Origin of the sequence: Bradyrhizobium sp. Gha (genome assembly GCF_900113735.1) — a bacterium.
Taxonomy (GTDB): domain Bacteria; phylum Pseudomonadota; class Alphaproteobacteria; order Rhizobiales; family Xanthobacteraceae; genus Bradyrhizobium.
This window is the reverse complement of record NZ_FOQM01000001.1, coordinates 273,113-298,960: the sequence shown is the minus strand read 5'-3', so window position 1 is coordinate 298,960 and position 25,848 is coordinate 273,113. Positions and strand designations below refer to the sequence as shown.

The 25,848-nt window shown below is 63.2% G+C and carries 19 protein-coding genes; 15 read left to right on the top strand and 4 right to left on the bottom strand.

Going from position 1 to position 25,848, the window contains the following annotated elements; genetic code table 11:
* Positions 1-49: 49 nt before the first annotated feature.
* The 9 genes from BM222_RS01445 to arfA all read left to right on the top strand — a co-directional run bounded on the left by BM222_RS01445 (position 50) and on the right by arfA (position 10,241).
* Positions 50-1,384, top strand: coding sequence for a C4-dicarboxylate transporter DctA (locus BM222_RS01445; RefSeq protein ID WP_092226492.1), 1,335 nt, complete (start codon positions 50-52; stop codon positions 1,382-1,384).
* A 24-nt stretch (positions 1,385-1,408) separates the two neighbouring features.
* Positions 1,409-1,921, top strand: coding sequence for an ureidoglycolate lyase (locus BM222_RS01440; RefSeq protein ID WP_092226491.1), 513 nt, complete (start codon positions 1,409-1,411; stop codon positions 1,919-1,921).
* Complete coding sequence (locus BM222_RS01435) at positions 1,918-2,757, top strand: bifunctional allantoicase/(S)-ureidoglycine aminohydrolase (protein WP_092226490.1); 840 nt, start codon at positions 1,918-1,920, stop codon at positions 2,755-2,757. Before BM222_RS01440 ends, BM222_RS01435 begins: the two co-directional genes overlap by 4 nt.
* Positions 2,758-2,974: 217 nt before the next feature.
* The gene (locus tag BM222_RS01430) at positions 2,975-4,876 is read left to right on the top strand and encodes an ABC transporter substrate-binding protein (RefSeq protein WP_092226807.1); all 1,902 of its coding nucleotides are present in this window, start codon (positions 2,975-2,977) and stop codon (positions 4,874-4,876) included.
* Positions 4,877-4,932: 56 nt separating this feature from the next.
* Positions 4,933-5,937 (top strand): ABC transporter permease, encoded by a 1,005-nt coding sequence (locus BM222_RS01425; RefSeq protein WP_092226806.1) that lies wholly within the window; start codon positions 4,933-4,935, stop codon positions 5,935-5,937.
* Complete coding sequence (locus BM222_RS01420) at positions 5,937-6,800, top strand: ABC transporter permease (protein ID WP_092226489.1); 864 nt, start codon at positions 5,937-5,939, stop codon at positions 6,798-6,800. The genes BM222_RS01425 and BM222_RS01420 overlap by 1 nt, the downstream gene beginning before the upstream one ends.
* Positions 6,800-7,831 carry an ABC transporter ATP-binding protein gene (locus BM222_RS01415; RefSeq protein ID WP_092226805.1) on the top strand — a complete coding sequence of 344 codons (1,032 nt, stop codon included), beginning with the start codon at positions 6,800-6,802 and terminating at the stop codon, positions 7,829-7,831. Before BM222_RS01420 ends, BM222_RS01415 begins: the two co-directional genes overlap by 1 nt.
* Complete coding sequence (locus tag BM222_RS01410; protein WP_092226488.1) at positions 7,828-8,700, top strand: ABC transporter ATP-binding protein; 873 nt, start codon at positions 7,828-7,830, stop codon at positions 8,698-8,700. Before BM222_RS01415 ends, BM222_RS01410 begins: the two co-directional genes overlap by 4 nt.
* Positions 8,697-10,241 carry an arabinosylfuranosidase ArfA gene (gene arfA, locus BM222_RS01405; protein ID WP_092226487.1) on the top strand — a complete coding sequence of 515 codons (1,545 nt, stop codon included), beginning with the start codon at positions 8,697-8,699 and terminating at the stop codon, positions 10,239-10,241. Before BM222_RS01410 ends, arfA begins: the two co-directional genes overlap by 4 nt.
* A gap of 38 nt (positions 10,242-10,279) precedes the next feature.
* Here the strand turns inward: arfA and BM222_RS01400 are convergent, their stop codons facing one another.
* Positions 10,280-16,507, bottom strand: a complete 6,228-nt coding sequence (locus BM222_RS01400; protein ID WP_092226486.1) for an AAA family ATPase — start codon at positions 16,505-16,507, stop codon at positions 10,280-10,282.
* A gap of 519 nt (positions 16,508-17,026) precedes the next feature.
* Here BM222_RS01400 and BM222_RS01395 point away from each other — a divergent pair.
* Both BM222_RS01395 and BM222_RS01390 read left to right on the top strand, forming a co-directional pair.
* A complete protein-coding gene (locus tag BM222_RS01395; protein ID WP_092226485.1) occupies positions 17,027-18,169 on the top strand; it encodes an AI-2E family transporter in 1,143 nt (380 codons plus the stop codon).
* Between the two features lie 16 nt (positions 18,170-18,185).
* Positions 18,186-18,641, top strand: a complete 456-nt coding sequence (locus BM222_RS01390; RefSeq protein WP_092226484.1) for a potassium channel family protein — start codon at positions 18,186-18,188, stop codon at positions 18,639-18,641.
* Between the two features lie 34 nt (positions 18,642-18,675).
* On the opposite strand, the gene BM222_RS01385 is transcribed toward BM222_RS01390, so the two are convergent.
* Positions 18,676-19,359 carry a helix-turn-helix domain-containing protein gene (locus tag BM222_RS01385; protein WP_092226483.1) on the bottom strand — a complete coding sequence of 228 codons (684 nt, stop codon included), beginning with the start codon at positions 19,357-19,359 and terminating at the stop codon, positions 18,676-18,678.
* Positions 19,360-19,665: 306 nt separating this feature from the next.
* On the opposite strand from BM222_RS01385, the gene BM222_RS01380 reads away from it, so the two are divergent.
* Positions 19,666-20,289 carry a response regulator transcription factor gene (locus tag BM222_RS01380; RefSeq protein WP_177242941.1) on the top strand — a complete coding sequence of 208 codons (624 nt, stop codon included), beginning with the start codon at positions 19,666-19,668 and terminating at the stop codon, positions 20,287-20,289.
* Positions 20,290-20,470: 181 nt separating this feature from the next.
* Entirely contained in the window at positions 20,471-20,839 is a 369-nt protein-coding gene (locus tag BM222_RS01375) for a response regulator transcription factor (RefSeq protein ID WP_092226481.1), read from the top strand.
* Positions 20,840-20,854: 15 nt separating this feature from the next.
* Here BM222_RS01375 and BM222_RS01370 read toward each other — a convergent pair whose 3' ends face one another.
* Positions 20,855-21,439, bottom strand: coding sequence for an invasion associated locus B family protein (locus tag BM222_RS01370; protein ID WP_092226480.1), 585 nt, complete (start codon positions 21,437-21,439; stop codon positions 20,855-20,857).
* Positions 21,440-21,511: 72 nt separating this feature from the next.
* The gene (locus BM222_RS01365; protein ID WP_092226479.1) at positions 21,512-23,200 is read right to left on the bottom strand and encodes an aspartate:alanine exchanger family transporter; all 1,689 of its coding nucleotides are present in this window, start codon (positions 23,198-23,200) and stop codon (positions 21,512-21,514) included.
* A 135-nt stretch (positions 23,201-23,335) separates the two neighbouring features.
* On the opposite strand from BM222_RS01365, the gene BM222_RS01360 reads away from it, so the two are divergent.
* Positions 23,336-24,016: a YoaK family protein gene (locus BM222_RS01360; protein WP_092226478.1), complete on the top strand. Its 681-nt coding sequence runs from the start codon at positions 23,336-23,338 to the stop codon at positions 24,014-24,016.
* Positions 24,013-25,716, top strand: a complete 1,704-nt coding sequence (locus BM222_RS01355; RefSeq protein ID WP_092226477.1) for a SulP family inorganic anion transporter — start codon at positions 24,013-24,015, stop codon at positions 25,714-25,716. The genes BM222_RS01360 and BM222_RS01355 overlap by 4 nt, the downstream gene beginning before the upstream one ends.
* Positions 25,717-25,848 lie beyond the last annotated feature (132 nt).

Sequence of the window (25,848 nt, the reverse complement as noted above, 5' to 3'; positions counted from 1 at the left end):
GCCGCCGACCAAGCCAGACAGACACCAAGCCCCGCGAGCGAGGAAAGCCATGCCCAGGATATTCAAGTCACTCTTCTTCCAGGTCGTCGTCGCACTCGCGCTCGGCATTGCGCTCGGCATGGCCTATCCGGATACGGCCTTGCAGATGAAGCCGCTCGGCGACGGCTTCATCAAGCTGATCAAGATGCTGGTGCCCGTGATCGTGTTCTGTGTCGTGGTGCAGGGCATTTCAGCGGCCGGAGACCTCTCGAAGGTCGGCAGGGTCGGCGTCCGCGCGCTGCTCTATTTCGAGATCGTCACCACCGTCGCCTTGGTGTTCGGCCTTACGCTGGCCTATTATTTCCAGCCCGGCGCCGGAATGAACATCAACCCCGCGACGCTGGACGCCAAGGCGCTCAGCGGCTTCAGCCAGACCGCGGCGCAGGTCGCCGGCGGCGGCGTCTCCGAATTCCTGATGAAGCTGATCCCCTCGACGATCGTCGGCGCGTTCAGCTCGGGTGATGTCCTGCAAGTCCTGATCGTCTCGATCATGTTCGGCTGCGCCGTGTCGTTGTGCGGCGAGCGTGCAAGGCCGGTGGTCGATTTCATCGAGCGCGTCAACGAGATCATCTTCAAGATGATGAACTTCGTCGTCCGGCTCGCGCCGATCGGCGTCTTCGGTGCGATCGCCTTTACCGTCGGCAAGTACGGCATCGGTTCGCTCAAGCAGCTCGGCGGGCTCGTCGGGCTGTTCTATCTCGCCGTCTTCCTCTTCGTGGTGATCGTGCTCGGCTCGATCATGCGGCTGTCGGGCTTCAGCCTGTTCAAGCTGCTCGCCTATCTGCGCGAGGAGCTGATGATCGTGCTCGGCACGGCCGCGGGCGACAGCGTGCTGCCGCAGACCATGCGCAAGCTCGAGCTGCTGGGCATCAAGCGATCGACCGTCGGCCTCGTCATTCCCACCGGATACTCGTTCAACCTCGATGCGTTCTCGATCTACCTGACCCTCGCGGCAGTCTTCATTGCGCAGGCAACCAACACGCCGCTGGCGCTGGGGGACCTTCTGGCGATCCTCGGCGTCGCGCTGCTGACCTCCAAGGGCGCCCATGGTGTTCCCGGCTCGGCCATCGTCGTCCTCGCCGCGACGCTGTCGGCCATCCCGGCCATTCCGGCGATTGGCCTCGTGCTGATCTTGTCGGTGGACTGGTTTATCGGTATCGCTCGTGCGCTCGGCAATTATGTCGGAAACTGCGTCGCGACGGTCGTTGTCGCCGCATGGGAAGGCGATCTCGATCGCGCGAAGGCGCATCGCGTCCTCAACGGTGAGATCGATGCCCAGGGTGAGGCGATGCGGGTGGAGCCTGATGTTGCGGATGCTCCCGTAGCGGGTCTGCAAACGCTGTAAACGTGGACGCACGCGAGGTTGACGATGGTGACCCTTTCGATTGAACCCCTGACGAAACGGGCGTTCGCGCCGTTCGGCGAGGTTATCGAAACTGAAGGGGTGACCCCGCTGTCGATCAACCAGGGCTTTGCGAGGCGTTTCAACGACCTCGCCAATATCGATGTGAGTGTGGAAGGCGGACAGACCAACATCAGCTGGTTTGTCGCCTCCGTGCGTCCTGTGCCGATCGCAATTCGCCTGATGGAGCGCCATCCGCTGGGAAGCCAGCTGTTCATGCCGCTTGGCGGCGTGGACTGGCTGGTCGTCGTTTGCGCGGATCCGCGCGATGCGGCGACCTATCGGGCGTTCGCGGCGACTGGGGAGCAGGGCGTGAACTATGCGCGCAACTGTTGGCACCACCCGCTGCTGGTTCTCGAGGAGGCCTGCCCCTTTCTTGTGGTCGACCGCAAGGGCAAAGGTGATAATCTCGAGGAATATTGGCTGGACGAGACGATGCAGCTCGATCTCATGCCTGAGCAACACGAGGCCCGACGATGACATCGCGAAATTATCACGTGCCGCAGGGCGGTCTTCCGCCGCAGACCGATCTTTTGAGTGGCCGTGCGGTCTTCACGACGGCCTACGCGGTGATTCCGGGCAACGTGCAGCGCGATATCGTCGTCAGTCTTCTGCCGCATTGGGACAATACGCGCGTCTGGGTGCTGGCGCGCCCGCTCTCCGGTTTCTCCGAGACGTTCTCCCACTATCTGATGGACATTGCCCCGAATGGAGGCAGTGAGATCCCGGAGCCCGAGAAGGGCGCCGAAGGCGTGCTGTTCGTCGTGGGCGGCCAAGTCACGCTCAAGCTGGCAGGCGAGGTTAGCGAGCTGAAGGCCGGCGGCTTCGCTTACGTGCCGCCTGGTTGCGAGTGGACTCTGCGCAATCGCGGCCCGGTTCCGGCCCAGCTGCACTGGATCCGCAAGCTGTACCAGCGCGTGCCGGGATTGGCCGATCCCGAGCCGATCGTGACCAACGAGGACTCAATGACACTGGTGCCGATGCCGGACACCGATGGGCGCTGGGCCACCACGCGCTTCGTCGATCCCGCCGATCTCAGGCATGACATGCATGTCAACGTCGTGACGTTGGAGCCGGGGGGAACGATTCCCTTCATGGAGACACACGTCATGGAGCACGGGCTGTATGTGCTCGAGGGCAAGGCGGTCTACCGTCTCAATCGCGACTGGGTGGAGGTTGAGGCCGGCGACTATATGTGGTTGCGCGCGTTCTGCCCGCAGGCCTGCTACGCCGGCGGTCCCGGCCGGTTCCGCTATCTGCTGTACAAGGACGTCAACAGGCACATGAATCTGCGGCGGGGCGCGCCGCTGATCTAGTCAAAGCGCCAGATCAGCAGCCATAGCGTTCAGAGCGACAGCGTGATCGGCGATCGCCACCGTCAGCGGATGCGCATGGACTCGGTTCTTACGGCTGCGATGGGCCGGAAACCGCGGCGACCATCGTCGCATGCAAAATTCCTATTGTCCCACGACTCCGGCGCCTCTAGCATCGCGTCAAAACGGGCGTCGGGACAAATTGTGCCGCGAGGACATCATGCGCTGCATTCGTGCATTGCTGCTGGCCGCTTGTGTGCTGGGATCGCTGGTGCTCGCATCGGTGGCTCCCGGCCATGCGCAGGGGATTCCGCAAAACATTCCGAGGCAGGATCTGCTGATCCTGGAAAACCCGGAAGGCACCGTCAAGAACGCCGGCTGGTTCAACATCTGGGTGATCAACGCCAGCTCGCAGAGCAACGGCCTGCAACAGGCCGCGCTCGATACGCTCTGGTACATCGATCCCGAGAGCGGCCTCGACGGCGTCTGGGACAACTCGCTGGCCGCCGACAAGCCGCAATACAATGCCGACTTCACCGAGATGACCGTCAAGCTGCGCAGCGGCATCTTCTGGAGCGACGGCGTCGAGTTCACGGCCGACGATGTCGTCGCGACCGTGATGACCCAGATCAAGCATCCGGCCATGCGCTTCAGTGCGGTGCTAACGAGCAACGTCGCCTCCGTCGATGCGCCGGATCCGCACACGGTCGTATTCAAGCTCAAGAAGCCGAATTCACGCTTCCACACCAATTTCACGGTGCGCTGGGGCGCCATATGGATCCTCCCCAAGCACGTTTTTGACAAGGTCGAGGATCCCGTCAAATTCGATTTCAACAAGCCGGTGTCGCTGGGCGCCTACGTGCTGCATAGCTACGATCCCGACGGCAAATGGTACATCTGGCAGCTTCGCGATGACTGGCAGCGCACCACGCTGGCGCGCTTCGGCAAGCCGGGTCCCAAATATCTCGCTTATGTCGATCCCGGACCGCCGGAAAAGCGGGTGATCGCGCAGCTCAACCACGAGCTCGACGTGATCCACGACATCGCGCCGGAGGGCATGTTTGCCCTCGCCAAGCAGAGCAAGACGACGCGGGCCTGGTTCAAGGGATTCCCCTACGGCCATCCCGATCCGACGCTGCCTGCGGTGATCTTCAACACGCAGAATGAGAACTTCAGAAATCCGGACGTGCGCTGGGCGCTGGCGTTGTTGATCGACATCAAGGCCGTGGCGATGGCAGCCTATCGCGGCGCCGCTACCATATCGGCGATCGGCGTGCCGCCGACCGGAACCCATCCGGCCACTTATCACGCGCCGATGGAAGACTGGCTCAAGAGTTTCGAGATCGATACCGGCAAGCGCAAGATCAAGCCGTATGACCCGACGATCGGCAAGCAGATTGCCGACATGCTGCGGCCGTCCATGGGCGACCAGATCCCGACCGATCCGGCCGATATCGCCAAGGCCTTCGGCAGGGGCTGGTGGAAGACGGATCCGGTCGCGGCGCAGGAGCTGCTGGAGAAGGCCGGCTTCAGCAAGCGCGGGGGTGCCTGGATGACGCCTGATGGAAAGCCCTTCAGCGTGCGCGTCATGGTCGAGGGCGATTTGCGTCCGGTGATGACGCGGGCCGGGACGATGATCGTGCAGCTGTGGAAGCAGGCGGGCATCGACGCCAGGATCGATGTCGCGCAAGGGACGCTGCCGACACGGCGGGCGGCCGGCGATTTCGACACTTTCATCGGCTGGAGCGTCGAGACCTGGGGCGGCCACCCGGACCTGTCCTACTTCCTCGACAGCTGGCATTCGCAATTCGTCGCCGAGCCGGGCAAGCCGCAGCCGCTGCGCAATTGGCAGCGCTGGTCCAGCCCCGCGCTCGACAAGATCATTGAGGAGATCCGCACGGTCGGCTTCGACGATCCCAAATCGATCGAGCTCGGCAAGGACTATGTCAAGCTCGCGGTGAAGGAGATGCCGACCATCCCGTTGATGGCCTACAACGTGTTCACCGCGATGGATCAGACCTACTGGACGGGGTTTCCGACCGCGGAGAATCCTTACACCAATCCCGTGCCGAACTGGGGCAATTCTCGCTACATGTTCGTCCGGCTGAAGCCGGCAAGCTAGGACGCGATGATCGCGCAGTGCCCGCAACGACCTTGTCGAGCATCTCGGGTGCTGCCTTGAGCGGGTACGCCGGCTATGTCGGCCGCCGGCTGGCGCAGTTCCTGATCGTTGTTTTCATCGGCATCAACATCGCCTATCTCGTTACGCATGCCTCGCCGATCGATCCCGTCGAGCAATCGATTTCGGCGGTGACCTCCTTTGGCAACACGGCGCCCGATGCGATCGAACAGATGCGGAATTCCCTCCGCGAGCTCTATGGTCTCGGCGGCACGCCCGTTCAGCAATATCTGACGTTCTGGAAGCGGATCCTGAGTGCCGATTTCGGGCCCTCGCTGTCGGCTTTTCCGACCCCCGTCGGCACCTTGATCGTACGCGCGCTGCCTTGGACGGCGGGCCTCCTCGCAGTCTCGACCCTTGTCGCCTGGGTGCTCGGAAATCTGTTGGGTGGACTTGCCGGTTATTACCGGCAGAGCCGCGGCCTGAAGTTGATGGGGGTGATCGCCATGGGCCTTCATCCGATCCCCTATTACATCCTGGCCATGCTGCTGCTGATCCTGTTCGGCTTCATCTGGCCGGTCCTTCCGATCTCCGGCGGGGCGGCGATGAATCTGCCGCAGTCCCTGACGCCCGAATACGTCTGGAGCGTGCTGCAACACGCGATCCTGCCGGCGCTCTCGCTGATCCTGATCGGTGTCGGCAGCTGGTTTCTCGGCATGCGTTCGCTGGTCTCCAACGTCCTGGCGGAGGACTATGTCGTCTATGCCGAGCTCGCCGGCGTGAAATCCTGGCGCATCCTGACATCCTACGTGATGCGCAACGCGCTGGTGCCGCAGGTGACGGGCCTCGCGATGTCGCTGGGCGGAATCTTCAACGGTGCCGTGATCACCGAAAAGGTGTTCGGTTATCCCGGGCTGGGCTCGCTCCTTGTCGATGCCGTCTATGCCGGTGACTATGGTTTGGTCCTCGGCGTCACCACCGTCTCGATCCTCGGCGTATCGGTTGGCGTGCTCGCGATTGATCTTCTGTATCCACTGCTTGATCCCAGGGTGAAGGTCGGCTGATGGCGGTCTTTCTCCGCGACCTCTTGCGCTACAGGGCCGAATTCCGGATTGGGGTCGCGCTGGTTGCCGCCGTCCTGCTGCTGTCCGTGCTGGCGAGCTTCTCGCCATATCCGCCCGACAGCGTCTATGTGGTACCGCCCGACCTGCCGCCGTCGCTGACCTACTGGTTCGGCACGACGTCGCGCGGTCAGGACGTGTTCTGGCAGTTGAGCTTTGCGATCCGGAATACGTTGCTGTTTGGGGGGACGGTGGCCCTGGTCAGCCGCCTGGTTGCGCTCGCCGTCGGGTTGATCAGTGGCTACAAGGGCGGCTGGCTCGATCGCGTCCTGATGTCCGTGAATGACACCTTCATCGTCATCCCGCTGTTGCCGATCCTGGTGCTGTTCTATTTCGTGATGCGTGACCGGATCTCCTGGTTGATGCTGGCGCTGATCATGGCCTGTTTCGGCTGGGCCTACGATGCGCGGCTGATTCGTTCGGTGGTCATGAGCTTGCGGCAGCGCGAGTTCACCCAGACCAGCCTGTTCTCCGGAATGAGCACGCGGCAGATCCTGACCGAGGAGCATCTGCCCTATGTCATGCCGATCCTGTTCTCCACGACCATGAACAACATGGTGTGGTCGATCGGACTCGAGGTGACGCTTGCGGTGCTCGGCTTCACCGATATCAACACGCCGACGATCGGCGGCATGATCTATTGGGCCAATCAGCACACGGCGATGGTCGCGGGCATCTGGTGGTGGATCGCTTTTCCGACCATCACGGTGATCATGGCGTTCATCGGGCTCTTCCTGCTCGCGGTCTCGGTGAACGCCCATATCGATCCGAGAAGCCGCCTCTGGAGCGTTGGAGGGGCCTCGTGATGCACGCCGACGCTGAGCAGCCGCAGCGGGATCAAGATGCCCAGCCGCTTCTCAGCGTTCGCGACCTGCAAGCCTATTACCAGACCAGCCATGCCGGCGTCAGGCGCGGCATCCGGGCGGTCGACGGTGTCAGCTTCGCTGTTCGCCGCGGCGAGATCTACGGTCTCGCCGGTGAATCGAGTTCGGGCAAGACGACGCTGATCAAAAGCATCGCAGGCGCGATCAGGCCTCCGCTCGAGATCGTCGGCGGCAGCATGGAGTTTGCCTTCCTGCCCGGCTACGGCGGATTGCATCGCGCGCCGCCGGCGGAATTGGAGCGCATACGCTGGCGGCACCTGTCCTACATCATGCAGGGTTCAATGAACGTGCTGAATCCGGTGCGTCGGGTCCGATCCTCGTTCGTCGATTTCGCTTACCCGCATATCGGCGGTAGCCGAAGGCGGTTCGAGCAGCAGGTGATCGCCCATCTGGCCCGGGTCAAACTTGATCCCTCCGTCCTCGCCGCCTTTCCACACGAACTCTCGGGCGGGATGCGACAACGCGCCGCGCTGGCGCTTGCGACCATCTGCCGTCCCGGATTTATCATTGCCGACGAGCCGACCACCGCGCTCGACGTGGTGGTGCAGAAGGAGGTGCTCGGCATGCTCAGAGGCATTCAGCGCGAGACCGGCTCGTCGGTTCTATTCGTCACGCACGATATGGGCGTGCACGCGCATATCACGGATCGACTGGCCATCATGTACGCCGGCCGTCTCGTGGAGGAAGCCGCGACCACCGAGATCTTTGGCAATCCCCTGCATCCCTACACCAGGCATCTCATATCGAGCCTTCCACGGATCGGTGACGACGCGCCGCGCCAGGGCCTTGGCGGCGCGCCGCCAAATCTGGCCGATCCGCCGTCTGGTTGCCGTTTCCACCCGCGCTGTCCGCTTGCAAGGGAGATTTGTCGCCGGGAGATTCCGGTGATGGGTGAAAGTGCCCCCGGGCATCGCGTTGCATGCTTCGCCGTGAACCAGGGCGAACGGGCATGAATGGTCTGCTGCTCGACGTCAGGGAGGTCAGCAAAACCTTCACTCGCGGAGGGTTGTTATCGCGGGAGACGATCGTCGCGGTGAACAAGGTAAGCTTCCAGCTTGCCGTCGGGCGACCCGAGATCCTGGCGATCATCGGCGAATCCGGCAGCGGCAAGACGACCCTTGCCCGGATGATCCTGAACACGGAAACGCCAACCAGCGGCAGACTGCTGTTGGATGGTACCGACCTTGCGGCTATCAGCGGCAGTGGCAGCCGGCGGGCTTTCATGCACAAGGTGCAGCCGATCTTTCAGAATCCGTTCGAATCCTTCAACCCCCTGAAGCGGGTTGAGCGGTATCTGCTTATGACGCGACGTCGGTTTTCCGGCACGGCAGAGGAGAGCACGGCTGCTGCGGCCGTTGATGCGGCGCTGCACAAGGTGGGCTTGTCGCTCAAGGAGGTGAGCGATCGATATCCGCACGAGCTATCGGGCGGGCAGCTTCAACGGGTCGCGATTGCCCGGGCGCTGCTCGCCGAGCCTAAATTGATCGTGGCAGACGAACCGGTGTCCATGATCGACGCCTCCTTGCGGATGTCCATCGTCAATCTGTTCAAGACGCTGCGGGACGACCTCGGGATATCGATCATCTATGTCACGCATGACCTGGCGACCGCCTATTACATCAGCGACCGCATCATGATCATGCAGAAGGGCAGCGTGGTCGAAAGCGGTGATGCGAGAACGGTGCTGAAGGCGCCGCGACATCCCTATACGCAACAATTGCGCGAAGCCGTGCTATTACCTGAGGTGAGCGACCCTGCGGCGAACGTCACTCACGGCATCAACGGTCCCATCAGCCCCGCGGCCCCCGAGAGAACAACATGAGGAAAGCCAGAGTTCTGATCGACCGCGACTTCGCCATCGGTCACACCGACCCCCGCTTGTTCGGTGCGTTCGTCGAGCATCTCGGCCGATGCGTCTACGGTGGCATCTACGAGCCGGGCCATCCGACCGCAGACGAGAGGGGGTTCCGGAAGGACGTGCTCGCCCTGGTGAAGGAGCTTGGCCCGACGCTCATCCGGTACCCCGGCGGCAATTTCGTCTCGGGCTACAATTGGGAGGACGGCGTTGGTCCGCAGGAGACGAGGCCGGCACGCCTGGACCTTGCCTGGTTCAGCACCGAGCCGAACAGTTTCGGCACCAACGAATTCATGGACTGGTGCCGCGCTGCCGACGTCGCTCCGATGATGGCGGTCAATCTCGGCACCCGCGGGGGCGATGCCGCGCGCAACCTGGTCGAATACTGCAACCATCCCGGCGGCACGGCATTGTCCGAGCTGCGCCGCACCCACGGCTGGGACAAGCCGCACGGCGTCAAGCTGTGGTGCCTCGGCAACGAGGTCGACGGGCCCTGGCAGATGGAGCACAAGAGCGCCGGCGATTACGGTGCGCTCGCGCGCGAAGCCGCCAAGATGATGCGCTGGATCGACCCAACCATCGAACTGGCGGCATGCGGGTCCTCGGGACGCAACATGCCGACTTTCGGCCAGTGGGAGGACACGGTCCTCGAGCACACCTTCGATCACGTCGACTACATTTCGCTCCACACCTATCTCAACAATTACAAGCAGGACACGGCATCGTTTCTCGCCAGCCCCGATCTGATGGACAGCTTCATCGATGAGGTCGTCGCGATAGCGGACGCGGTGGCAGCCAGGCGGCGTTCCAACAAGCGCTTGATGCTGAGTTTCGACGAATGGAACGTCTGGTATCGGACCCGCCGCAATCGCGCCGACCGGGTTAGGGAAGGCTGGCCGGTGGCGCCACCGATCCTCGAGGAAATCTACACGATGGAAGACGCACTCGCCTTTGGCGGCGCCTGCATCTCACTGCTCAATCACGCCGACCGGGTGAAGGTCGCCTGCCTCGCGCAACTCGTCAACGTCATCGCGCCGATCATGACCGAGACGGGCGGAGGGGCGTGGCGCCAGACCACCTTCTTCCCGTTTGCGCATTTGAGCCGTTTCGGCCGCGGCAAGGTTCTCCGCACGCAAGCGGAGTCCGAAACATACGATTCATCGTACTACGATCCCCGCGGTACCCAGGAGCAGAGTTTTCCCGTGCCTAGCGTGCCGTATCTGAAGACCGCTGCCGTGGCGACCGAAGACGGTGGCCTGTCGCTGTTTCTGCTCAATCGCGATCTGAAGCAGGAGATGGAGGTGAGCGTCGAGGCCAGACGTTTCGGCCGGCTGAAGGTGTGCGAGAGGGTCGAACTCCGACACGATGATCTCAAGGCGACGAATAGCAAGCATGCGCCGGACACGATCAAGCCGGCGCCGTTGCAGAACGTGACCTTCGAGGGCGGTCGATTGCAAGCGACGCTCAAGCCGGCGTCCTGGAATGTGATTCATCTCTCGGCAAGCTGAGCAAGCACATCGTACCGGCGCGGACATGAATGGAGAATTCAACGCGCGGCGTCCGGAGCTTTCCGAGAGGCGAGGACCTGACGAATGGCATGCGCCAGATCTGCCGGCCGGTACGGCTTGCTCAGCAAGGTGATGTTCGGGTCCAGCCGACCGTCCTGCATCATGGCGGCTTGCGGATAGCCCGACATATAGAGCACGGGCAGGCCGGGGCGGCGCTGGAGAACGGCGTCGGCAAGTTCGCGGCCGTTCATCCCGCCAGGCATGACGACGTCGGTGAATAGCAGGTCAAAGACGGTGCCGCGGTCGACGAGCTCAAGGGCCTCCGGACCATTGGCGGCCGTTATCGTGCGATAGCCGAAGCTCTTGAGCTGCGCTGCAACATATTTGCGGACTAGATCGTCGTCCTCGACCAACAGGATGGTTTCACTGCCGCGCTGCAGCTCGCCTTTCGCCGCAACGCTTGCAGACGCCGCGCTCTGGGGCGAGCGCGGCAGGTAGAGGCTAAACGTCGTTCCGAGCCCTTCTTCGCTATCGATTCTGATGTGACCGCCGGATTGCTTGATGAAGCCATACACCATGCTCAATCCGAGGCCCGTTCCCTTGCCAAGCTCCTTGGTCGTGAAGAAGGGCTCGAATATCTTGTCGCGGATCACCTGTGGAATGCCCGAACCGGCATCGCTCACCGTGACCAGGACAAAGTCGCCGCGACTGTCGTCCGGGCCCGCATTGTCAGGGCCAAAGCTGACATTCGCCGTGCCGAATGCGATCTTGCCGCCGCCCGGCATCGCGTCGCGGGCATTGACCGCGAGATTGATCAGAGCGGTCGAGAGCTGGCCCGGGTCGATCAGCGCATGCCAGCAATCGTCCTGCAGCGTGGAGCCGACCTCGATGTGCTCGCCGAGGGTTGGCCGCAGCAGCTTGGTGGTATCGAGCACGAGATTGTTGACGTCGACGTTGCGGGGTTGCAAAGGCTGCCTGCGCGCGAACGCAAGGAGCTGCATCGTCAGATCGGCACCGCGCGCGGCCGCGTCGTCGATCATATGGGCGATGGCGAGGAGATCGGGCTGATCCGCAAGATCGTCGATCAGGATCTGGATCGTTCCGGTGATCACCGTCAAGATGTTGTTGAAGTCGTGGGCGACGCCGCCGGTGAGCTGGCCGACCGCGTCCATCTTCTGTGCCTGGCGCAGCTGTTGCTCGAGACGCAGGCGCTGGCTGATATCGCGGCCGATCACGATGATCAGCTCCTGGCGGCCAGTCGAGACGTGAGCGGCCGACATTTCGACATCGAGACCCTTCTCGTCGGGGCCATCCAGGCGAAGCTGTAACAGGCCCGCCGAGTCCGGCGCCAGCAGGCGGGCGACTTCGGTCGCGTCGGCGGGAACGAGGATCGATCGGAACGGGAGGCCAATGATTTGCTCCCGAGGCCGTCCCAGCATCACCCCAGCCGTGCGGTTCGCCTCGATCACCAGGCCATTCTGGTCGAGAACCAGGATCGCGTCATGCGCCTGCTCCATGAGCAGGCGGTACTTTTCTTCCGCCTGCTTGCGCGCGGTGAGGTCGAGCACGAACGAGACGCATTGATCGGACGATGCGGCCAGCAGGGCGGAGCCGATCAGAACGGGAACGCGGCTGCCGTCCTTCCTGATGAACGCCTTCTCTCGCGAGGCGATGTGTCCCGACTTTCTGAGTTGTTCGATCCGCTGCGCGTCCTCATCGCGGTATTCGGCCGGGGTCATGTCCTTCCAGCGAACGGCGTTCGACACCAGTTCCTGCCTGGAATATCCGGTCATGTTCAGGAAGGCGTCATTGGCGTAGTTGATATCGCCGCTGCCGTTCCAGAACAGGATGCCGATAATGTTGGAATCGACGAGCCGGCGGATGCGCGCCTCGCGCTCCTGAAGATCGCGATAGAGCAGCGTGTTCTCCAGCGAGATCGCGGCTTGGGCTGCCAACAGGTCCAGCACCGCCACGCGATCCGGCGTGAAGGCATGCGTCGTCAGCGTGTTCTCGAGGTAGAGCAATCCGATGAGCTTGGCCTGTTTCAGAAGCGGCAGGCAAAGGACGGACCTTGGGTGCCGGCGGCGCACGTAGTCGTCGCCGTAAAGCGGATCAGGCCGCGATGCGTCGTCGACGATGAGAGGGTTTTGCGTGCGAATGACGTAACGAAGCAGGGCTTCGGGGCAATCCGGTGACGAGAGCGAGGTTTGCTTCATCGCGACGCTGAACTCGTCGCCCCTGGATTGGCCCTCCGCCTCGATGCAGAAGTCATCATCTCGCGACAAGATCAACAGGCCGCGATCGGCGCCGGCGTTCTGCAGCACGATTTTCATCAGCGTCTCGATCAGCTTTGGCAGCTCGATTTCGCTCGAGACGGCCTGAGACGCCTTCACCACCGTTGTGACGTCCATCTGCTGGATGGTCGGCCGGCTTGCGGGACTGGTGTCCTCGGCGACGTGAAGCCGTGGATAAAGGCGTTCGAGCTGCCTTACCTTGGGCTCGGCTCCCCAGCGAAGCAACCCGTAATGGGCATCGCGTAGATAGGCATAGGCGATCTTCTCGAACCCGCGCGTCGCATAGAAACGCCCCGCGAGCTCGTTTGCGATGGCCTCGTTGTGGGGAAAGCCGTTTGCGTGCGCCGCGGCGATCGCCTCATCGTAGAAGCGCATTGCATCGAGCTCGCGATCTTCGATGTGCGCGATTTCCGCAGCTATGAGGGCGGCGCGGTCGGCGAAGTCTTCCGGGCTGATCTCGGCCAATTGCTGGAGCAGGCGGTGATGATGGATCAGCATATCGAGATGCCGGGCCCGTTCGCCTGGCGCTGCGGACTCGCAGCATGCGGCCTCGGCCAAGGCGGCATAGAAGTGAAACTCGACCCGGTCGAACAGGGCTTTCGACGTCCACAGCAGTTTGCCGGCCTTTGCCGCGGCAACGATGGCAGCGGGATCGTTGGCGAGAACGCACGCCTGCAGTTTGCGTGTCCAGTACCAGAACCCTGCCTGCTCCAGATATGGCTCGGTCTCGAGGCGGCGCTCAAACTGCGCCTCGTTGAAACCAGCTTCATCGAAGCCGCCAAATTTCGTGGTGAGGCCGCGCAGCGACCGAATGAGCTGCAACTGCCCGGCGATGCGATCGGCGGCAAGGTCGACGTGGGCCCGGAGTGCGAAATCGAGGCCTGCCTCGGCTTCCCGCTGCACTTCGGCGAGGGGATCGCCGCAGGCGAGAAGGTGCGTCAGGAAGTGGTGGCGGGTGAAGCTCGCATAGCTCACATCGCCGACTTGCTGCGCAGCGTCGAAGGCTCGCTTCAGCCAGGGACGGCCTGAGCGCACATCTCGGGTCCAGCTGCCGAAGCCGAGATAGACGCGGGCCTTGAACCGGTCCAGTCCGCGGGTTTCGACCAGATCGAGGCCGAGCCGGGCAAAACGGTAGCCGGCGTCATAGTTGCCGAAGTCGGGACCGAGCACGGTGCCGAGCACGATGTAGGCGAGGCACGATGCGTCGGAGTTGCCATATTGCAGGCTGAGATTGGCCATGCGTGCAACGATGAGCCGGCGCAGCTCATCATCGATATACCAGGCCGGCGAGACCAGGACCGTCAGGACGTCCATCGTCCCGCGTGCGATCGGATCCGCCATCTGCGGCAGCTCGAGCAGCGCCTCGACCGGACGATGGCCGATCTCTTGCCACATCCGCTCGTATTCGCGGTGGACTTCATCCGGCGTCGGATGTGCCGACCAGTCGATCCCGACGCGACGCAGATAGTCAAGCGCAATCTCGATGTCGCGATCGCTCGGCTCCATTCGCAATCGGGTCACGGCCGCGAGGTCGGGCAGGGTGGCCGCATGCTGCGCCAGTTCGGCAAGGCGCGCGTTCGCCTTGACGTGTTCGCCGGCCAGGAACTCGCATTCGGCGCGCTGTAGCGCCAGCGTGAAGCTGAGCGCGTAATGCTGCTCCCAGCGATCCAGGGGCAGCATGGCCTCGCCGGTCGCGAAATGGGTGTGGGCCATGGCGAAGTCCGTAGCGGCCTTGGCTCGGCGACCGGCCAAGAGATTGAGCTCCGCCAGCCTGACGCGTTCCTCGGGCGAGGTGATCAAGGCCCTGCCGCGGTTGAGTTGGCCGACGATCTCGAAGACGTCGTCCTCGACGGCATTGGGCGCGGTTCGCGCCGCGAACAGGCGGCCAATGCGAAGATGCGCCGCAGCCCGTTCCTCCTCCGGAATCAGCGCATAGGCCGCCTCCTGAAACCGGTCGTGGACGAAGCGGTAGGTGCCGGCTTGCGGCTCCACGAACTCCTGGCGAACGGCAGGCCACAAGTCGGCGTTGACCTGCTCATCAGAGATGCCGAGCACGATGGAAAGCATGGCGACCTCGGCGACATTGCCGAGACAGGCCATCTGCTGCAAGGCCGTACGCGTCGCTGCAGGAAGCCGGGTCAGCTTCCCCAGCATCAAGTCGATGACGTTGTCCGTGTATCGCTTGGCGTGAATGCGATCGAGGTCCCAGGACCAGCTGATAGCATCGTGGTCGAACGCAAGCAGGCCTTCGTCGACCAGCGAGAACAGGAACTGAATGGCGAAGAACGGATTGCCTGCGGTTTTCTCGTGCACGAGCTGGATCAGCGGGGCTGCGTGGCTGGGCTCGCAACGAAGCGTGTCCGCAAGCAACTGGCCGAGATGCCTGTGGCCAAGTGGTTCGAGCGTGATCTCTACGATCCGTCGTCCCCGCGCCTTGATGGCTTCACGCATGCGCATGACGGGATGAACGGAGTCCACCTCATTGTCGCGATAGGCGCCGATCAGCATCAGGTGCTTCAGGCCTGATCGGGTCAAGACATCCTCGAGCAGCTCGAGCGTCGCCATATCGAGCCATTGCAGATCGTCGAGGAACAGCACCAACGGATGCTCGGCCCGTGCAAACACGCCGATGAACTGCTCGAACACGCGGTGAAAGCGGCTTTGCGCATGCTGAAGCGGCAGCTCCGGAACGGGCGGCTGTTCGCCGATGATGGCCTTCAGCTCCGGGATCAGGTCCACGACGAGCTGCCCGTTCGGGCCAAGTGCGCCGAGCAGGGCCTGGCGCCACGCGCTCAGCTCGGCTTCGCGTTTGCCGAGAAGAGGGCGAACGAGGCCCTGGAACGCCTTGACGAGTGTGGCGTAGGGGATGTCGCGTTTATGCTGGTCGAATTTGCCTGATGCAAACAAGGCGTGCGAGGACACCAGCACCTTGTGCAGCTCGTTGACAACAGAAGATTTTCCGATGCCGGAATATCCCGCGACCAGGGCCAGTTCCGGCGCGCCGCTTTTGACGATCCGTTCGAACGAGGCGAACAACATCTCGCACTCGGCTGCTCTTCCGTACAGCTTCTCGGGAATGAGCAGCCGGTGGGGCGTGTCGTGCTCGCCGAGCGGGAAGTCCTCGATGCGGTGCTGAAGCTCCCATTCCGCAAGACAACGCTGCAAATCCCGCTCGGCGCCGCCTGCTGTCTGGTAACGCTCCTCGGCCATCTTGGAGAGCAGCTTCATGATCAGCCTGGAGACCACGGCTGGCACGTTGCTCGATCGCTTGGCCGGGGCCTCCGGTTCTCTTGCGACGTGACAGTGCACCCATTCCATCGGATCGGACGCCACGAAGGGAAGCGAGCCCGTGACCATCTGGTAGAGCGTGACACCGAGCGAGTACAGGTCGCTCCGGGAGTCGATCGAGCGGTTCATGCGCCCTGTCTGCTCGGGGGACATGTAGGCGAATGTGCCCGCAATCTGCGCGTCGGCAGCCGCGGAAAGCCGTTCGCGTGGGCGGCGGGTTGCGAAGCCGAAGCCGGTGAGATGCACGCTGTCCTTGCCGCGGCTTACCAGGATGTTGGCCGGCTTGATGTCCTTGTGCACCAGGCCCTGCTGATGCACCTTGCCCAGCGCCGCGGCGATCTGGATGGCGAGGCGCAGGAAGCTGCCCATCTCCATGGGGGCGTCGGTCAGCGGCTCGCCACCGTGGTCCTCGAGGACAAGAATGGTGCGGCCATGGTCCTGCACCAGCTCCAGCGGCTTCGCCGCCCACGCGCTGTCCAGCTTGTCCTTCAATGCAAATTCGTGAGCCAGACGATCGAGACTTTGCGGGCTTGGATGCTCGGCGGCCGGAACGACGGCCAGCACGATCTGCCGTTCACCGTCAGTGCGTTCGCGGAAGGTGCGGCACAGAAGAACCCCTTCATCGTCACTGAGGACCTGCGGACCGTGGGCCCAGCCGGCACCCATAAACGATGAAAGGTTCATCTTCGTAGACCATGCCGCCGCCGAGCCCAAATGGGAGCTCAAGTTGGAGCCGAAGCTGGCTCGCCCCGTACTCTGCCTCACCCTCCAACAACGCGACGTTACCGGTTCTTTGTTCGCGCCTTCATTCCGGAGGCCGGTTCGATCGACGAGGCCGGACACCGTGAAATCGTACCGGTGTGAAATCGTATCATTTGCCACAATCTCGTCAACGGATCGACGAGACGACACAAACCGCCATGCAACAGAGGTCTTTTGCGGGCCTATGGCAACTTCAGGGAGAATGAGCGCGTCCGCGGCCACCGCAGCGAGAGCTTTCGCGCGATTTCTTTCGCGTTGCCGATCTTGAGCGGTAGACGGCGAGTTCGGGCATACCGTTTGTCGGCCGCTACCGCGAGGTCGACAACACCCGCCCCGACGCGAGCAGCCGAACGCCGAGCTTGATCTGGATCAAGCCCCCGAAGCGGGCCGCACCCCAGCTAGTCTGCAGCGTGCCGTCCGTCGATCAGGAGGCGACGAGCCTTGAAGACGCTTCGCCAGCTTGTGTCCGGGGAGGACATCGTCCAGCTCGTGATTCGGCTCGGCTTGCTCGGGCTGCTGATCTCGTGGACCTTCATCGTGATCCGGCCGTTCGTGCCGATCCTCAGCTGGAGCGCTGTGTTGGCTGTGGCGTTTCATCCAGTCTTCGCCTGGCTCGCCCGACGCCTCGGCGGCCGTCCCCGGACCGCATCAGCCGTTCTCACCCTGATCATGCTGGGCATCGTCACTGGTCCCGCTGCCTGGCTGGGCCTGAGTGCGGTTGAGGGGCTTCGGTACCTTGCGGGCCAGATCGGCAACGGAGATCTCATGCTTCAGGAGGCGCCGGAACGGATCAGGAATTGGCCCCTGATCGGTCCACAGCTCTACGCGTTCTGGAATGAGGCCTACACGAACGTCCGTGCCGCGCTGCGCGAACTGGCGCCGTATTTGAAGCCGCTCGCCGGGATGATGTTGTCGTTTGCGGGTAACACCGGTATCGGGATGCTCCAATTCCTGCTGTCAGTGGTCGTCGCCGGTTTCCTGCTTCCGTACGGGGCACAGCTTGTTGCCGCGCTCCGCGGCTTCCTGTTGCGCATCGTGCCAGGCCGGAGCGAGCATTTCCTGGAACTCGCCGGTGCGACCATACGCGCGGTCTCACAAGGCGTCATCGGTGTCGCCATCGTGCAGGCGTTGCTGGCGGGCATCGGTTTCAAGCTCGCCGGCATTGCTAGCGCGGGGCTGCTCGCAATCATCGTGCTCTTGCTGTCGATCGTTCAGATCGGCGCCGCCATCGTTCTTCTTCCCGTGCTCGTCTGGATATGGATGGACAAGGACGTCACCGTAGCCCTGCTCCTGACGATCTATCTCGTCGTCGTAGGTCTTCTCGACAACATCCTGAAGCCGCTTCTCATGGGGCGAGGGCTGACGACGCCCACGCTCGTGATCCTGATCGGGGTCATCGGCGGTACGCTTGCGCATGGGATTATCGGGCTGTTCATTGGGCCGATCATCCTGTCGGTTGCTTGGGAATTGGCAGCTGCATGGATCGTGATCGATCGCGCCGAGCCGATTCGGGTGGGCCAGGCCGCCGCTGCCGCGACGGAAACCGTCGTCGTCGATCATGACGAGCTGGGTCTCCAGAATTGAGGTCGGGTTCGCTGCTATGATGCTACAATTCCTTCTCGGCACCCTCGTCAGCGTGATCAATATCGGGCTCCACGCGCTGGTGACGGTGGTCGCGGTCGCCATCGCCCGCAGTGCAGGTCTGCGTCATAGCAATCGGCCGAGGCTGCATCTCATGGGCGTCATGATCGCGGTTGCCGTCGTGTTGAAGATCGCCCACATGCTCGAAATCCTGATGTGGGCGGCGACCTACCACGTCGTCCGCGTCGCTCCTGCCGACACCGACATGCTCTATTTTGCTTTCGTCAATTACACCACGCTCGGCTACGGCGACATTACGCCGGTGCGCGAATGGCAGTTGATCGGCCCGCTGACCGCGATGAATGGCGTCCTTTTGTTCGGCTGGTCCGCCGCCATTCTGTTCGAAGTCTTGCGCAAGACGCTCGAACATCTCGGGCTGACGGAGGCGCCCGGCAAAAGTCTGCCACGGCTCTGATGCAGCGGGACTCGTGGATCCGCATTTCGCCGGTTCAGGGCTGCAGATCCAGGCTGGCGAGCTGGTGCCGGTCGAGCAGCACGATCTGGCGCTGGGTGTTGCCCACGAAGCCGAGAACGCCGACCTCATGCAGGCGTGACAGAGCCCGCGAGACGGTTTCCAGCGTCAGCCCGAGATAGTCGGCGATATCGCGCCGGGACATCGGCAGCGCCAGGACGCCCGCCGCCGTCAGCCGCTTGTCCATTTCGAGCAGGAAGGCCGCGACCCGCTCGAGTGAAGTCTTGCGTCCCAGCAAGAGCATGTGATCTTCGGCATGCTGGAGATTGTTCGTGGTCATGCGCAGGAGGTTTTTGGCCACCATGGCATCGTTCTGGGCCACCGTTTCAAGGCTTTGCCGCCTCACGAGGCGCACGGTCGTGTCGACGATCGCTTCAGTCGTGAACCGGTGCTCGTTGCCATTTTCGAGCCCGAAGATATCGCCGACGAGGTGGAATGCGCCGATTTGCCGGCGGCCATCCGATAGCAGCTTGTAACTTCGTACCGCTCCGGACTTGACCTGATAGACATATTCGGCCGGCTCTTTCTCGCCGTAGATCTCGGTTCCTTTCCGATAGGAAAATTCGCTTAAACTGACCATCGCATTTGAGTCACTTCTCATGCCGAGGTCGCGGAGGGAATTTGGACGCGGTGCGGACTCCGTCGTGATGCGAACGAACATGGGCCAACTCCACAGCTTTGTCGCCGAATCGGTCGGTCAGACGAACAATCTCGGCCGGAAATGCGCCGCGCTAACCCACTCCCGCCGAAGCTGATTTTCGGCTATGGTGGTGGTTCAATCCATTGTCCCAAGGGGCATTGTACCAAGGGACAGCAAAAGCCGTTTGATGCGCGGGATGAGAAGGCGCAGCTGCTGCGCGAATGTGGCTCAGTGCGAAGCAAAGATTTCCATTACCAAACTGTTGAAGATGATATTTCAAACCGAAAGGACCTCAACGGTCCCCATTGAATGCGCGAGAGGTGGAAGGTGGCGGGCCTCGTTCACGTTGTCGACGACGACGAGTCCTTTCGTACGGCGATTGAACGCCGGCTGAAGCTTGCGGGCTACGATGTCGCGACCTATGCGTCGTCACAGGCGCTGCTGGAGTCCGCGCCGAACGACGAGCAGGCGGGATGCATCCTGCTCGACGTGCGGATACCGGGACTGAGCGGCCCCGATCTACAGGCTCACTTGATCGCGTCCGGCTCGACTTTGCCGATCATCTTCCTGACGGGACATGCAGATACGCCGACCACGGTGCGGGCGATCAAGGCGGGTGCGGAGGACTTCCTGACCAAGCCGATCTCCTCGGAGCAGTTGATCGATGCAATCGAGCGCGCATTGGCCAGTCAGGAAATGGCGCGCGCCCAGCGCAGCAGGCTGGATGCATTTCGTGGTCATCTGCTCAGGCTGACGCAGCGCGAGCGCCAGGTGTTCGATCTCATTGTTCGTGGCCGGATCAACAAGCAGATCGCCCATGAGCTCGGGACCAGCGAACGCACGGTGAAGGCGCATCGCCATCAGGTGATGGAGAAGATGCAGGTCCATTCGCTTGCGGAACTCGTTTCCATAGCGGAGCGGCTCGGCATGCTCGACGGCGACGAGCATTAGCTTGTCGGCCGTTCATTCCGACGCTGTGACTTCCCCAAAGGACAATACTGAGCCGCGTTGACAGGCGCAGCGCGCCGTGTGCAATTGTGCACAGAAGGCCTGCTCGGAAACGCGAAGCATTCACATCCCGTATCCCTGCACCGTCGCACGACTTCGTCATCTTCCGGAAAGGCAGACTGCCTTGACCCAGCGCGAATCCGTGTTTGTCGTCGATGACGATCCGTCCATGCGAGCCTGCCTGGATAGGCTGCTGCGCAGCCACGGTTTCGAGACCACGCTGTTCGACTCCGCAGGTGCCTTGCTCGACCACGGCCAGTTCGATGATGCGATTTGCATCATCCTCGACATCAATCTCGGGGCAAAGTCAGGGATTGATGCGCGGCATCGACTGCTTGAACAGGGCGTCACCGCACCGGTGGTTTACATCACCGGCAACGACAGCGCCGCAAACCGCGCGGCGGCGACCGCATCGGGGTGTGTCGCTTATTTGACGAAGCCGTTTTCCGCAGAGGTCCTGATCGAGTCGGTGACGCGCGCGACGGCCGCTTAGGGCCGGCCAGTCACTTCACTCCTCGACATATTGCTCCAGCGTCTTGGCCGGCACGCCGCTGTGGGCGGCCGCGAATTGCGCCAACGGGATCGCAGTCGTGAGGGCGAGGAGGTTGGTATCGACCAGTTCGAGCGTCAGCGCCTTGCCGGCCTCCATCCCCTCGATGATTTTCGGTGCCGCTACGTCGGCTGCGATGCATTGATTGGCCAGGCACCAGGTGTAGGGCACGCGGACGGGGGGCCCGCCGTCGATGCTCAGCTTCGGCGCCTGTTGCAGGTACATGCCCACAGGCACGAACAATTGCAGCCGCACGTTGGGTGCATTCTCGCGCTCGATCAGGTCAACGCGAACGGCCGTTTGTCCGGTGGGGAATTTTCCTGTGATCGAGGTCCGACACAGCATCGGCGCGCCACCAGCTTTGAAGCAGAGCTTTTGCCAGTCGCCATAGGTGATGTCCTTGGCTTCGCGCTGACCGCGCGTTGCGACCTCCGCGGCCGTGTCGGCTTGCGCCGCTTTCGGCGCCGCGATGCCCGAGCTTGCCGCCGTCGCCAGGACCGCGGCGCTCAGGAGACCGCAGAGAGCATCAAGAGGACGAGGCATCGTTGCAACTCCAAGATCCGGCCCAAGATCCGGCTCAAGATCCGGGCTCATTTCTGCGCATCGCGAACTCCCTCACCCCTCGAAAGTCGCGGCGACCACGATCGGACCGAGCACCGTCAGCACGACGTTGCCGATCGCATAGGGCACGGCGACGCCGAGCACCGGCGTCTGGCTCTCGGCGACGTCGCAGGCGCTCGTGACGGCGGCATCGACGGTCATGGCGCCGGCCAGCGCCCCGCAGATGACGACCGGATTCATGCGGAGAATGTAGCACGCAACGAGCGTTCCGACCGTCATCGGGATCAGCGTGACGGCGATACCCATGCCGACCAGCAGCAGGCCATGGGCCTGGATCGCGGACCAGGCTGCGAGACCGTTGCCGAGCCCGATCGCCGCGATGAAGCCGCCGAGGCCGATGTCGCTCAGCGTCTGCTGCGCCGCCGGCGGCAGCGCGCCCAGGGTCGGCTTCCGCGAGCGCAGCCAACCGCAGGCGAGGCCTGCGATCAGCGCGCCGCCACCACCACCGAGCGTCAGGGCGACCGCGCCGACCTTGATGCTGGCAAGTCCGGCGAGGAGGCCGACGGCGATGCCGGCGGCGAGGAAGGCGATGTCGGTCCGGTCGCCGGCGTTGAGCGCGTGGCCAACCTGCGCTGTCGCGCGCGCGATGTTGCCGGTGCTGCCGACCAGCGTCATGACGTCGCCGAGATAGACGCGCGTGTCGGGGCCCAGCGGCACGTCGCGGTCCATCCGCGTGAGAGCGCGCAGGAAGACGCCGCGTGCATTGTCGCCGACGATCTCGGCCACCTCGCGGATCGATCGGCCGTGCAGCTTACGGTTCTCCACCAACACCTCGATCACGTTGCCAGGCAGGCTGCGCAACAGCTCGTCGGCATCGATTTCCTGGCCGATGACGGGCTTTGCCGCGACGATGGCCGCAGTCGGCCCGGTCAGGACGATGTCGTCGCCGTCCTCGAGCATTGCCTTCCTGTGCGGGGGGACATCCGCGCCGCGACGGACGATCCGCTCGACGATGGTCCGGCCACCGATGTCCGCCTCGATGGCCTCGATCGTGCGGCCTGCGGCGGTCGAGACCCGATAGGCGCGGGCCTGGAATTTGCGATAGGAAAGATTCTCCGTTTTCGCCGGAGTGCCGCCGGCAAGCTCCGCCTCGAGCTTCTTGGCTTCGGCCTTGAGATCGATCCGCATCAGCCGCGGTGCGACGAACGGCACGAACAGCAGCGTCAGGATGTATCCGAGCACATAGGTCACGGCATAACCGGCCGCGATATTGGCTTCCTGCTGCTTCAACACATCGGCAGGCAGGCCGAGTTGTGCCAGCGCGCCCGATGCCGTGCCGATCACCGAGGATTGCGTCAGCGCCCCGGCGGTGAGACCCGCGGCCGTTCCGGTGTCGAGCTTGAACGCGTGGGCGAAGATGAGCACGAGCACCAGGCCCGTCGCGCCGATCACCAGCGCCAGCACGACCTGCGCGAGAGTGCGCAGACTGAGAGAGGCAAAAAACTCCGGTCCCGACCGGTAGCCGATCGTGAAGACGAAGAGGCTGAACAGGATCGCCCGCAGGACCGGCGGGAACGTGAAGCTGCCGAGTTGTCCGATCAACACGGCGACGATCAGGATGCATGCGGTGGTACCGATCGAGAAACCGCGAAGCTTGATGCGGCCGAGGATGGTTCCGATCGCAATCGCCAGCAGCAGGAAGATCTCCGGTGCGGTGGTGATGATCCACCTGACGGTATCCATGGTCGCGTTCCCCGGGGCGCTTTGCTGCGATTTGATTGGCGGCGGGGAAAGATTGCTTGATCCAGATCAAGCCTCGGCACGGACGAGGCGATGCCTATGATTTGATGAAGTGTTTGCGAGAGCCGCTTTGCCGACATGAGTACCCTGGACGTTGCAGCCGGCGCCATCCGCCGCGATGAAACTGTCGAGATTGTCCTGCTGCTGGCCTTCGCCGGCGGCTTCATCGACGCCTACACCTGGATCATTCACGGCGTGCTGGCGAATGCGCAGACCGCCAATGTGATCTTCCTGTGGGTTCATGCGATGGGAGGTGAGTGGGCGGAGGCATTGCACTTCGTTCCGCCGATCCTTGCCTTCACCTTCGGCATCGTGATCGCCGCCTGGCTGCGCCGCGTCGCCGGCGAGAGGGCCAGCGCACTCAGCATCCTGCTGGAGATCCTGTTCCTGATCACGATCGGCATCCTGCACAACCGTCTGCCGGACCTCGCCGGAACGCTCGGTATTTCCATGGTCGCGGCCATACAGGCAGCGATGTTCGTCAAGGTCGAGGGAACGGTTTGCAGCACGGTGATGATCACCGGTAACATGCGACAATTCGTCGAGAATCTCTTCGCGATCGTGTGCGGAGGCGCGCCGCTCGGGACGCTGCGCAAGTCGGCCATCTTCTATGCGCTGTGTGCGGTGTTCGGCTGCGGCGCGGCGGTCGGTGCTTTTGCCACCAGGTCCATTCCCAACCTCGCGCTCGGTCTTCCCGTGGTCGCGCTGCTGATTGTGCTGCTGCGCTTCGAAGCGACGCCACGCGAGGTGACCCAATGAATTCGCCTCCAGATCCCGGCTGGACACGTTACTTCCCGCCGTTCGGCTGGCTCGCCGCCTATCGCCGCGAATGGCTGCCGTGCGACGCGGTCGCCGGCATCACACTGGCCGCTTACGCGATCCCGGTTTCGCTCGCCTATGCGGCGCTCGCCGGCTTGCCGCCGCAGATCGGCGTCTATGGCTACATGCTCGGCGGCATCGGCTATGCGCTGCTCGGCTCGTCGCGCCAGCTCGCGATCGGCCCGACCTCGGCAATCTCCTTGATGATTGCAGCCACCGTCGGCGTGCTGGCCGGAGGAGATGCGGTCCGCTACGCCCAGATCGCCAGCCTTGCAGCCTTTGCGGTGGCGGTGCTGTGCTTCATCGCCTGGCTGTTCAAGCTCAGCGTGCTCGTCCGCCTCGTCAGCGACAGCATTCTGGTCGGCTTCAAGGCCGGCGCCGGACTCACCATCATCATGAGCCAGTTGCCGAGCCTGCTCGGGGTCGCCGGTGGCGGCCACAATTTCTTCGATCGCGCCGGCAAATTGGTTGGGCAGCTCGGCGGGGTCGATCCGCTGGTCCTGGGCATCGGCGCCGTCGCGCTCTTGCTTCTCTTGCTTGGCGAGCGGCTCCTGCCGGGCAAGCCCGTTGGCATTACCATCGTTGCGGCTGCGATCATTCTCGCAACGCTCCTGGGCTTGCCCGGCCTCGGTGTGCCCGTTACCGGGAAAATACCGGAAGGGTTGCCGGCGCTGGCGATTCCGACATTCGGCCTGCTGGAATTCGACGACCTGTTTCCGCTGGCCGCAGGTTGCGTGCTGCTCGCCTATATCGAAGGCGTATCGGCGGCTCGCAGCTTTGCCGCCAAGCATGGCTATCAGCTCGACGTCCGTCAGGAGTTCCTCGGATTGGGCGCGGCGAACCTCGCCGCTGCTTTCGGCCATGGCTATCCCGTCGCCGGCGGACTATCGCAATCGGCTGTCAACGACAGTGCCGGTGCGCGCACGCCGCTGGCGCTGGTGATCTGCTCGGTGACCCTCGGGCTTTGCCTGCTGTTCTTCACGGGCGCGCTGACCAATCTGCCCAAGGCGGTGCTGGCGGCGATCGTCTTGGCCGCCGTCTACAGGCTGATCGATCTCCGCGCGCTGCTGCGAATGTGGCAGGTCAGCCGGATCGATTTCTGCGCGGCGGCGATCGCCCTGATCTCCGTGTTGCTGCTCGGCATCCTGCAGGGCGTTCTGCTGGCGTCGATCGCGTCGATCTTCCTGTTGCTGGCGCGGGCCTCGCGGCCAAACGTCGCGTTCCTTGGCCGCTTGCCCGGCAGCGGGCGTTATTCGGACCGCGCGAGGCATGAGGGCATCGAGCCTTTGGTCGGGATCATCGCCTTCCGGCCCGAAGCGTCGCTGCTCTACATCAATGCCGAGACGATCCTGGAGACCGTTCTGATCGCCCTCCGGGCGGCGCCGGGCGTCCGGCTGGTGGTCTGCGACTTGTCGGCCTCGCCCTATATCGATCTGGCAGGCGCGCGCATGCTGCACGAGCTCCATGACGAACTCGCGTCACGCAGCGTGACCTTCTGCATCGTCGGCGCGCATGCGCAGCTCCGCGACCTCCTGCGCGCCGAAGGGCTCGCGGCCAAAACCGATAGCGGCCAGTGGCTACGGTCGCTCGATAGTTTGCTCGGCGACGACCAGGCGACCACCGCGCAGCGAACGGCCTGACTCCGTCTTGTTGCGATGCGAACGGCTGGCGCGTGTCCGGGCGGCGCACGCAACCGTTGATTTGAATCAATGCCGTGAGCGGCGCCGCACTCACGATCCCGCATCACCTTTCGCGCCAGAAGACCGGGAGAG

Bases quoted from the DNA above. Each gene is read 5' to 3' on its own strand.
- BM222_RS01445 (WP_092226492.1), top strand. From the start codon at position 50: ATGCCCAGGATATTCAAGTCACTCTTCTTCCAGGTCGTCGTCGCACTC.
- BM222_RS01440 (WP_092226491.1), top strand. From the start codon at position 1,409: ATGGTGACCCTTTCGATTGAACCCCTGACGAAACGGGCGTTCGCGCCG.
- BM222_RS01435 (WP_092226490.1), top strand. From the start codon at position 1,918: ATGACATCGCGAAATTATCACGTGCCGCAGGGCGGTCTTCCGCCGCAG.
- BM222_RS01430 (WP_092226807.1), top strand. From the start codon at position 2,975: ATGCGCTGCATTCGTGCATTGCTGCTGGCCGCTTGTGTGCTGGGATCG.
- BM222_RS01420 (WP_092226489.1), top strand. From the start codon at position 5,937: ATGGCGGTCTTTCTCCGCGACCTCTTGCGCTACAGGGCCGAATTCCGG.
- BM222_RS01415 (WP_092226805.1), top strand. From the start codon at position 6,800: ATGCACGCCGACGCTGAGCAGCCGCAGCGGGATCAAGATGCCCAGCCG.
- BM222_RS01410 (WP_092226488.1), top strand. From the start codon at position 7,828: ATGAATGGTCTGCTGCTCGACGTCAGGGAGGTCAGCAAAACCTTCACT.
- arfA (WP_092226487.1), top strand. From the start codon at position 8,697: ATGAGGAAAGCCAGAGTTCTGATCGACCGCGACTTCGCCATCGGTCAC.
- BM222_RS01400 (WP_092226486.1), bottom strand. From the start codon at position 16,507: ATGAACCTTTCATCGTTTATGGGTGCCGGCTGGGCCCACGGTCCGCAG.
- BM222_RS01390 (WP_092226484.1), top strand. From the start codon at position 18,186: ATGATGCTACAATTCCTTCTCGGCACCCTCGTCAGCGTGATCAATATC.
- BM222_RS01385 (WP_092226483.1), bottom strand. From the start codon at position 19,359: ATGTTCGTTCGCATCACGACGGAGTCCGCACCGCGTCCAAATTCCCTC.
- BM222_RS01370 (WP_092226480.1), bottom strand. From the start codon at position 21,439: ATGCCTCGTCCTCTTGATGCTCTCTGCGGTCTCCTGAGCGCCGCGGTC.
- BM222_RS01365 (WP_092226479.1), bottom strand. From the start codon at position 23,200: ATGGATACCGTCAGGTGGATCATCACCACCGCACCGGAGATCTTCCTG.
- BM222_RS01360 (WP_092226478.1), top strand. From the start codon at position 23,336: ATGAGTACCCTGGACGTTGCAGCCGGCGCCATCCGCCGCGATGAAACT.
- BM222_RS01355 (WP_092226477.1), top strand. From the start codon at position 24,013: ATGAATTCGCCTCCAGATCCCGGCTGGACACGTTACTTCCCGCCGTTC.